Origin of the sequence: Micromonospora sp. DT44, from assembly GCF_049841635.1 — a bacterium.
Taxonomy (GTDB): Bacteria; Actinomycetota; Actinomycetes; order Mycobacteriales; family Micromonosporaceae; genus Micromonospora.
Map to the genome: position 1 here is coordinate 4,046 of NZ_JBNCKS010000098.1, position 9,249 is coordinate 13,294.

Genomic DNA, 9,249 nt, shown 5'->3' on the forward strand with positions numbered 1-9,249 from the left:
CTGGGCGGGGCGTACCCCCACACGGCCCCCCGTTGGGGGGTGGGGGTTGCCCCCCCCGGGGGGGGGGCCGGGTGGCCACCCGGGCCCACCCGGCCCCGCTCTGGCCACCCCTGACCAACAAACGACTGGAGCCGTCATGTCCCTCACCGCCGCTGCTGTGCTCGTCGCGGCCGTCATCGGCCTGCTCAACCTCGCCCTCGCGCTCGCCATGATCCGGCGGCTGCGGGACCACGAGACGAGGCTGGCCGGCCTCGAGCCGCGCTTCTCCGCGCCGCTGGGAAGCCGGATCGGAACGTTCTCGGCCACCTCCACCCGCGGCGTCCCACTCAGCGCCGACTCGCTCCCCGCACGCGCCACGATCGGTGTCTTCGCACCCGGCTGCGAGCCGTGCCACCGTCAGCTGCCGGACTTCGTGGCGTACGCCCGCCAGCTCGACGACCCGGTGGCCGTGGTGCTGACCGGCGGCGGGGATCACGCCGAGTTGGTGGCCCGGCTGGAAGAGGCCTGCCACGTGGTCCTTGAGCCGCTCGGCGGACCGGTCAGCGTCGCACTCCAGGTGGTGGCTACCCCGACGCTGATGCGCGTGCAGGACGGCGTCGTTACCGCTGTCGAGTCGGTCGTCACCAAATTGCGGGCGAGCGAGGCGGTGGCGCCAGCATGACTCGTGGGTCCTCGATCTGCCGGTGGCGGATGCTCGGCGGGGTCCAGGCAGCCCTCACGATGGCGTGGCGGGCGGCTCCCGGGCCTCTGGCCCTACTGGGCCTGGTCACGCTCGTCGCGTCCGTCGTTCCCGTCTGCTCTGCCTGGCTGCTGAAGATGTTGCTCGACCGGATCGTGACCGGAGCGGCGGGGCTGACCACGTTCGGCGTCGGCCTCTGCCTGCTCGGGCTCGTCCTGGGTGTCCTGCCAGAGGCCACCAATTACCTGCGTGCCGAGTTGAGCCGTGCGACCGGCCTGGCCGCGAGCGACCGGCTGTACTCGGCGCTCAACCGCCTGCCCGGTCTTGCCCGGTTCGAAGACCCCACGTTCATGGATCGGCTACGCCTCGCCAGCCAATCCAGCGCGACCACACCGCCAGCGGTCGTCCAGGGCGCCATCGCACTGATCGGCAGCATCGTGACGATCGGCGGCTTCCTCGGCACGTTGATCACCATCAGCCCGTGGATGGCACTGGTCGTTCTCGCCGGCGCGGTCCCCGCGCTCCTGGCCGAACTCGCCCTGGCCCAGCGAACGGCCGCCATGCTGTGGCGAGTTGGGCCGACCGAACGGCGCGAGTTCTTCTATGCCGATCTGATGGCCAACCTCGACGCGGCCAAGGAGCTGCGGCTGTTCGGCCTGGGCGGCTTCCTGCGCCACCGGATGCTGACCGAGCGCCGGCAGGCCGACGTTGAACGCCGCCGGCTCGACCGCCGGGTCCTTCGGGTCCAGGCCGCCCTGGGACTGCTCTACGCCGTCATCAACGGCGGTGGGATCATCTGGGCGGTCTCTACCGTGCGCGGCGGAACCATCGGGGTCGGCGACATCGCGATCTTTCTCGCGGCCGTCGCGGGCGTGCAGGCCGGCACCGCCTCGCTGGTCAACCAGGTTGCTTCGACCCACCAGCACCTGCTGCTGTTCCAGCACTTCCAGGACGTCGAACGAACGCCGCACGACCTTGTCGTCCGAGCCCGCCCCACCCCTGTCCCGACGTTGAAGACGGGCATCGAGCTGCGGGACGTGTGGTTCCGGTACGGCTCGGACTCGCCGTGGGTGCTGCGCGGGGTCGACCTGTCCATACCGTACGGACAGTCTCTCGGTCTCGTGGGCCGGAACGGGTCGGGAAAGAGCACGCTGGTGAAGTTGCTCTGCCGCTTCTACGACCCACAGCGCGGAAGCATCCGGTGGGACGGGGTGGACCTGCGGGACATGGATCCGACGCAGTTGCGGGAGCGGATCGGCGCGCTGTTCCAGGACTACATGGCCTACGACCTGTCCGCCGCGGAGAACATCGGGCTCGGCGATCCGGCCCGGCTCGCGGACCGGCCAGCGATTCGGCAGGCCGCCCAAGGCGCCGGTGTCGACGAGACGCTGGCTGCGCTTCCCCGGGGGTACGACACCCTGTTGAGCCGCAGCTTCTTCGACGTGGACGGCGACGAGCCCGCCGACGGTGCCCCGCTCTCCGGCGGCCAGTGGCAACGGGTGGCGCTGGCCCGCGCGGTGTTGCGCGGCGATCGCGACCTGCTGATCATGGACGAACCCAGCGCCAGCCTCGATCCGGAAGCCGAGTACGACATCCACCGTCGGCTGAAGCAACACCGTGCCGGCAGGACGAGCCTGCTCATCTCGCACCGGCTGGGTGCTCTCCGGGACGCGGACCTGCTCGCCGTGCTGGACGAGGGACGGATCGTCGAGTGGGGTACCCACGACGATCTGATCGATCTGGGCGGCTGTTACGCGCGCCTGTTCGCCATCCAATCGTCGGGCTACCAGCGAGGACGGATCGAGGTGGCCACATGAGCGGGTACCTCATGGTCGTACCTCCGCTGGCGCTTCTGCTCGGCGCGGTCGAATGGATCCGTCGTCGGCTCATCGTCACCGAGGTGCACGGACCAAGCATGCTTCCCACCTATCGTGACGGCGACCGGTTGCTCACCCGGCGCCGTGCCGGGAAAGGCGCCCTGTCAACGGGGCAGGTCGTGGTGCTGCGCAATCCCCGCCCACCGGGTCTGCCCGGTTCGTCGACCGGTCCCTGGCTCGTCAAACGCGTCGTCGCCGTCGCCGGCGACCCAGTCTTTCGGGGGATGCCCGGCGGACACGTTCCGGATGGGTACGTGCTGGTGCTCGGTGACAACCTCGCGCAGAGCCTGGACTCCCGGCATATCGGACTGATTCCGACCCGCGCCATCCTGGGCACCGTCGTACGCCGCATGACTAGCCGGCGCCCGACCACAGAACCCGACACGGCCTACGGTAAGCCGGGCCGGTCCGACGCCGCCACCCCAGAGCGTTTCGTCGCCCGGTGGGACCCCGTCGAAGGAGTGGACATCGGTGAATCACCTGTTTGACTTCGGCCGGATCTTCATCGGCCTGGTGTTCGTCTTCTCGGTCGTGGGAAAGGTGCATCGCCCCGCGGCGTTCCGCGCGTTCCGACAGTCGGTGATATCGCTGGTGCCTCCCCTGCGCGGCGCGGCGACGCCCGTGTCGGCACTGGTCGTCGTCGCGGAGGCATCATCAGCGCTCACGCTGGCGCTTCCCGCGACCGCCCCGGTCGGCCTAGCGCTGTCCGTCATGCTGGTGACCTCGTTCACCGCAGCCCTGGTCGTGGCGTTGCGAAAAAGGACCGCCACCGCCTGTGGCTGCTTCGGCGACAGCAGTAGCCCGGTCGCGCCTCGGCACATCGCCCGGAACGCGGTCCTGCTCCTGGCCGCAGGAGGGGGACTGTTCGGGTGGGCCGCCGGAGCCCCCGGTGCGGGTCGGCTCTCCGCCGGGCTGATTCTCGTCAGCGGGCTCGCTGCCGTCCTCGCCGTTGTGACAGCAACTCTCGACGACGTCGTCTCCCTGATCAGCCCGGCCCTCAGGGCGGCGACTCACGATCGAGTGCACGCGGCAGTGACCGTCCGGTCGGCCGCAGGGGCTCTAAGGCCATCCGAGAGCACCTGCGCCAGCGCGGCATCGGACACACGATCCCTGAGCGCGCCGACCAGCAGGCCAACCGCCACCGACGCGGCAGCCGTGGCGGCCGACCACCGGTGTTCGACAAGCAGCTCTATAAGCGGCGCAACGTCGTCGAACGGTGCTTCAACCGGCTCAAGCAGTGCCGCAGCGTGGCGACCCACTACGACAAGACCGCGACCTTGTTCCAGGCCACAGTCACTATCGCCGCACTAAACTGATGGTTGTGAACCTTTGAAGACATAGCCTAAGGTACGTCTCGTAACTCCGGGCAGCCTGAGCGAGGCGATCCAAGAGATCCGTGATCCATGGCTGCTGCGGCGTTGTTGGCGGGTCAGAGCGTTGTCGGTGAGATGGGCGTCCCAGAAACCGGCACGTCGGCACTCCTGGGCCTGGAGGAGTACGCACGCTGTCTGGCGGCGGACGACGAGCACCTCAAGGCGAGCTTGGCCCCTTCCGCACCCTCGTCCATGACATAGCGGATATGGCCGCGTACGTCAAGACCCCTATCCCGATGCCGGTGCTCGCCATCGGCGCTGCGGACGACCTCGGCAACTCGATCGGGGGCGCAGTTCGCCCGGTACGCGGAGAACGTTCGCGTCGTTGGTGATCGACCACGCGGGTCACTACCTATTCGACGAGTAGCCGGAGGAACTGACCCGCCACCTGCTCGCCTTCCTGGCCTGATCCCCGCTCCCCGCACCGGACGCGGGAAGCCTCCCGTCCTGGACGACCCCGCACGGACCCGTGCCGGGGACGCCTCGTCGACGACCGAGCGCCCTCACGGCCCGACGGTGGAGCGCTGACTATCCTGGCAGCCGTACCCGGTGGGCTCCACCCCGATGGCCCGCATGGCTGCGGCGTAGCGCGTGCAGGCCCGCCGCGCCTCGCCGTGTAGGCCGGCCTGCGAGTAGGCGGCCGTCAAGTTGAGGTGACTTTGTTCGTCGTACTCGTCGACGGCCAGGCAGCGCAACAGGTGCTGAATCGCGTCGCCGAAATCGCGTCGCTCAGCGGCGTCGTCAGCCAGTGCCCGCGTCACCTTGAGGTAGGTGGCACGCGCCAGCTCACGGGCGTGGCTCGCCCAGTCGTCGTAGGGGTCACCTTCGAGGAAGTCGCCCGCATACAGCCGCTCCGCCGCCGTCAACAGGGCGCGACCCTCGACCGCCCGGCCACCACGCAACCACCGGAGGCCCTGCTCGGCCTGGTGGAGGAAGGTTTCCAAGTCGATCAGCACCCGACTGGTGTCCAACGCCACGCTGCCGCCATCGGTCAGAACCGCGCTTCCCGCCGTCGGACCCGCGCCGTCCAGGGCACCACGGACGATGGAGAGCGTGACCGCCAACCGGTGCGCGCGCTTCGCACCGTCGGCGGTCTGGTCGTCGGCCCACAGCAGATCGGCGAGTTCCTCCCTCGTCGTCGGCCGCCCGCGTCGAGCTACCAAAAGCCGCAACAGGTCCCGCGCCTTGCGCGACTGCCACACCGTCGGCGATAGAGGCCGTCTGCCCACTACGACCTCGAAACGGCCCAGCGTACGAATCGCCGGCTTGGTGGATGCCGCGTCGCCACCGGTGTACGTCTGCGTCGCGACACCGGCTGCGGCCAACCGTTCGGCGGCCTGGGTCGGGTCGGCGTAGCCGTCCGGACTCGTACTTGGAAGGCGGGCCAGTGCAATGGTGATCCGGTCGGCATCGACCACGGCGCCGATGTCCACCCAGATCCGTCGCGCCTCGGCCAGGTACCGTGCCGACGTCGGCCATTCGCCGCTGTTCTCGGCTTGAAGTTCGAGCGCACGGGCCACGCCGATCCGGTCGCGGTGCGTCCGCGCGAGTGCCTGCGCTCGCGCGGCGTGCTCGCCGGCGGCGATTCGGTCACCACGAGCGGCGACCACCCGGGACAGTGCCAGCGCGGCGACCGTCCGGGTCGGACCGACGGCCAGGTCTCCGGCCCGTTCGGCCAGCCGCATCGCCGTCGTGGTGTCCATCGGCACGAGCACCTCGGCCAGGCCGGCCAGAGCGGCGGCGAGGATCTGCACCTGCCCACGCCGTTGCGCCACCCTGACGGCCTGCTCGTAGGCGCTGCGGGCGAGCGCTTGTTGGCCGCGGCGGTACAACAGGTCGCCCTGACTGATCAGGGCGAAACACACCCGGCCGGACTCGGATCGCTCGCACAGATCGATCGACCGCTGCAGCCGTTCCTGCGCCTCGTCGAAGCGACCCAGCGCCTTCAACGACTCGCCCTCGTTGGCAAGCGCGATCGCCAAGAGCACATCATTACCAACTCGTTCGGCCAGCGCGACTGCCCGAGTCAGGTCGTTCAACGCGCCGGCGAAGCGCGCCTCCTCCATCTGCTGGCTGGCGAGGTTCATCCGGATGCGGATCACCTGGATCGTGTCCGCGGCTGCTTCGGCGAAACGCAGCGCCTTGGCGTAGTGGGCGGCATTGCCCATGCGGTCGCCGGTCAACATCGCCGCCAGGGCCAGCGCCACGTGGGCGCCTGCCCGGGACCGGGCGTCACCGGCCACGCGGGCCGCCACGTCGGCCCGTATGGCGTGATCGGTGCAAGCGGCGACATCGCCCAGTGCCCAGTAGGCGGAAGCCAGCCAACCCAGCAACAGCGCCTCGTCGGCCGTCCGTTCGTCGCCCAGCCGACCGCGCGACATCACCTCAAGCGCCTCGGTTGGCGAACCGCGCAGCAGATAGTGCAGGAGCCCCGCCCGCCAGCTCCATCCGGGATGGACGGCCGCGGAGCCGGCAGCGTTCTCGTCGAGCGCCGACCGGGCCGCGTCGATGTCCCCAGCGAGCAGGAGACCGTCGAGCATTTCCGCTGGCCCGGTGGAGACTGAGCGATCCGCCATCACGCCCCCTGCGCCTGCCCCGTTGTCGGTCAACTCTCGCATCGTGATCGCACCCTGAACAGACCTTGAGGCCGCCGTGATGTCGACACCGATGCTGAAATCACCCGACAGCGAAAGGCGTGGAAATGAAGCGACCGATACGTATCATGGCTGTTCTGGCAATGGCCTCAGCAGCGATCTTGGCCGGACCCGGTCCTGCCCAGGCGGGTCCGCCCCAGGAGGCCTTCGCCACCGTCAGTCCCAGCAACCCGGGGTTGGTCGGCTGGTTCTGGGTGGATCAGGTCGAGGGCATCATCGGGTGCGCCAGGTGCGCCTGGATGATCGATCTGAGCAAGACGATCCGGCTCGACCCGGCCAGCGAGAAGGTCTTCCAGGACAGCCTGGCCGGCGGGCTCGGCAAGCTCAGCGACGCCAGGGTCGCCGACTCGCGGACCGCGGTGACGTTGCGCCGCCAGTCGATGGCGCTGTTCCAGACCGCCGCGCGGTCACTGGGCAGCAGCACCGCCCGGGTCGGCGTCGTCGGCTACTACGACCCGGACACCCGCACCAAGGTCGCCTCGTACCGGGCCTGGCAGGCCGCCGCCGACCAGGACCTGGCCGACGGCCTCAGTCTGCTCCAGCGAGCGGCGGACGACCCGTCGCCCAACCCGTGGATCGCCCTCGCCGCCGCCGAGTTTGACGAGGCCTACGCCGAGTTGGCCTCGAAGCGGACAATCGGCTCCTGACGCCATCTCCGGCCGGCCGCGCGCGCGGCCGGCCGGAGACGCGCACGAAACTTGACGAGGACCGGAAAGCGCTCCACCCACGGACCCAGGCCAGTCGTGGTGTGCAACGAAAGAACTGCCGCCCTCGTCGCGGCCTGAGCGCATGACCGCACCGATGCCGTGCCGACTCGCAAACGTATCGACGGCCAGTGGAAGGACCTTGGTCAGCCCTTAACGGAGGGCCGAGGCGTTAACGGATGGTGAAGGTCAGCGGGTTCGAGATGCCGAGGCCGCCGTGGGAGTCGTGGACCCGCACGGTGAAGGTGGACGACGTGCCGGCCGACAGGGCCGTCTGGAACTGGTAGCGCTGTCCGCTGTTGGTCGGCGTCACGGCCAGCCGGGTTGCGCCGAGGTAGAGCTCCACCCGGCTGACGAGGTCCCCGGGATCGGTGTCGGCGACGTCGGCGACCAGCGTGACGGTCGTCGGCTCGAGGAAGTAGGTCTGCCCGCCGGGGGTGCTCAACGCCACCGCCGGCGGGTGGTTGGTGCCGGTGGACGCCGGCGTCACCACCGTGACCAGCAACGGCGGCGCGGCGCCAGGCAGCGACTGGTCGGTGCCGGCCGAGACGTACAGCACGAAGGTGGTGCTGGTGCCGGGCTCCCCGATCGGTGGTGTCCACAGCGCCTCGTACCGGTCACCGGTCGTCCTCACCCCCTGGGCCACCGTGACGCCGTCCACCCGGAACGACACCGAGGTGATGCTGTGTCCGCCTCCCACGGTCGCGGTCGCCGCCAGCGAGACGGTTCCCGGCGTGGTGTACACCGCGCCGGCGGCCGGGCTGAGCCAGGTGACGATCGCCGGGTAGTCAGCGACCGGCGGCGTGGGCGTCCGGGTCGGCGTCACGCTGGGCAGGACGCCGCCGGTGCACGTGACGCCGTTGAGCGTGAACGACGCCGGTACGGGGTTGCTGCCCGACCAGGCGCCAACGAAACCGATGTTCGCGGAGCCATTGGTGCCCAGGGTCGCGTTCCAGCCCAGATTGGTCGCGCTGACCTGCTGGCCCGCCTGGGCCCAGGTGGCGCTCCAGGTTTGCGTGAGCCGCTGGTCGACTGCAGGGAACGCGAACCGCAGCGTCCACCCGTTGACTAGCTCACCCAAGTTGGTGACCGCGATGTCGGCGTGGAAGCCACCGGTCCACTGGCTGGTGACGATGTAGTTCACCCGACACCCGGCCGCCGCGTTGGCCGCACTGGTCTGTGAGATCGCGGCCATCATCGCGACCAAGGTAACAGCGATGGCGGCCGCAGCAGTCAGCGACTTGCGCATGGCACACCTCACCATAAATAGTCGGACGTCTATGAATATGTCGACTGTCCTGCTGCTCCGCCTTCCTGTCAAGGCACGCACGGCAGTCCTGCCGCCGGCAGGACAACGGACAGCCCGCCCATGGCTGATCGGTAGCGGCGCAGCGGACGGCGTCGATGACATCCGTCGAGCCGTCAGCGCTCCGACAGGCAAACGCAGCGGCCACGACGGGGTGCCGTCGCCGCCGCTTGGGTCATCTCACGGTGCCGCCCCGTTCGCGGGTCGGGTCAGCTCGTGAAGGTGTCCTTGACCTTTTCGCCGGCCTGCTTCATGTTGGCGCTGGCCTGGTTGCCGCGGCCCTCGGCTTCGAGCTGCTCGTCGTCGGCGGCCTTGCCGGCGCCTTCCTTGAGCTTACCGGCGGCCTCCTCGGAGGCGTTGCCGATCTTGTCGTCGATGCCCCTGGTGTCCTCCATTGGTGGTGGCGCCACACCGGGCTCAGTACCCCCGCCGGTGGCGGCGAATCATCCAGGGGCGGTCAGGCGGTGAGTCCGGTAGCCGGCTGCCGGTCGATGTCCGACCCGAGGTAGACGACCTTGGCTGTCGGCAGCGCCTGTCGCAGGCGCGCCTCGGCGTCGTCGATGTACAGGTTCTGCCTAATACTCCAGCCGTACCTGGTGAAGTTGGAGTCTTCGCTGGTAGTGGGCTTTTTTGGCGCGGTATTGGTGTCGTCGTCG

At 69.5% G+C, this 9,249-nt stretch carries 9 protein-coding genes and 1 pseudogene; 6 read left to right on the forward strand and 4 right to left on the reverse strand.

Annotated features, from left to right (window positions below):
* Positions 1-136: 136 nt before the first annotated feature.
* The 5 genes and pseudogenes from ACLQ25_RS31570 (at position 137) to ACLQ25_RS31590 (ending at position 3,872) form a co-directional block, all read left to right on the forward strand.
* A complete protein-coding gene (locus tag ACLQ25_RS31570) occupies positions 137-661 on the forward strand; it encodes a TlpA family protein disulfide reductase (protein WP_425734382.1) in 525 nt (174 codons plus the stop codon).
* On the forward strand, positions 658-2,496 hold the full coding sequence (locus ACLQ25_RS31575) for an ABC transporter ATP-binding protein (protein ID WP_425734383.1): 1,839 nt from the start codon (positions 658-660) through the stop codon (positions 2,494-2,496). The genes ACLQ25_RS31570 and ACLQ25_RS31575 overlap by 4 nt, the downstream gene beginning before the upstream one ends.
* Positions 2,493-3,044 carry a S26 family signal peptidase gene (locus ACLQ25_RS31580; RefSeq protein ID WP_425734384.1) on the forward strand — a complete coding sequence of 184 codons (552 nt, stop codon included), beginning with the start codon at positions 2,493-2,495 and terminating at the stop codon, positions 3,042-3,044. Before ACLQ25_RS31575 ends, ACLQ25_RS31580 begins: the two co-directional genes overlap by 4 nt.
* A 52-nt stretch (positions 3,045-3,096) precedes the next feature.
* Positions 3,097-3,363: pseudogene (locus tag ACLQ25_RS31585) on the forward strand (MauE/DoxX family redox-associated membrane protein); the annotation flags it as partial.
* Positions 3,364-3,425: 62 nt separating this feature from the next.
* Positions 3,426-3,872, forward strand: a complete 447-nt coding sequence (locus ACLQ25_RS31590; protein WP_425734390.1) for a transposase — start codon at positions 3,426-3,428, stop codon at positions 3,870-3,872.
* A 560-nt stretch (positions 3,873-4,432) separates the two neighbouring features.
* Here the strand turns inward: ACLQ25_RS31590 and ACLQ25_RS31595 are convergent.
* Positions 4,433-6,505 (reverse strand): BTAD domain-containing putative transcriptional regulator, encoded by a 2,073-nt coding sequence (locus ACLQ25_RS31595; RefSeq protein WP_425734385.1) that lies wholly within the window; start codon positions 6,503-6,505, stop codon positions 4,433-4,435.
* Between the two features lie 317 nt (positions 6,506-6,822).
* On the opposite strand from ACLQ25_RS31595, the gene ACLQ25_RS31600 reads away from it, so the two are divergent.
* Complete coding sequence (locus ACLQ25_RS31600; RefSeq protein ID WP_425734386.1) at positions 6,823-7,230, forward strand: hypothetical protein; 408 nt, start codon at positions 6,823-6,825, stop codon at positions 7,228-7,230.
* Between the two features lie 229 nt (positions 7,231-7,459).
* On the opposite strand, the gene ACLQ25_RS31605 is transcribed toward ACLQ25_RS31600, so the two are convergent.
* The 3 genes from ACLQ25_RS31605 to ACLQ25_RS31615 form a co-directional block, all read right to left on the reverse strand.
* Positions 7,460-8,485, reverse strand: a complete 1,026-nt coding sequence (locus tag ACLQ25_RS31605; protein WP_425734387.1) for a cellulose binding domain-containing protein — start codon at positions 8,483-8,485, stop codon at positions 7,460-7,462.
* 317 nt (positions 8,486-8,802) lie between these two features.
* The gene (locus ACLQ25_RS31610) at positions 8,803-9,003 is read right to left on the reverse strand and encodes a CsbD family protein (protein ID WP_425734388.1); all 201 of its coding nucleotides are present in this window, start codon (positions 9,001-9,003) and stop codon (positions 8,803-8,805) included.
* Between the two features lie 47 nt (positions 9,004-9,050).
* Positions 9,051-9,249 (reverse strand): hypothetical protein (locus ACLQ25_RS31615; protein ID WP_425734389.1); only part of this gene is annotated, 199 nt, incomplete at its 5' end.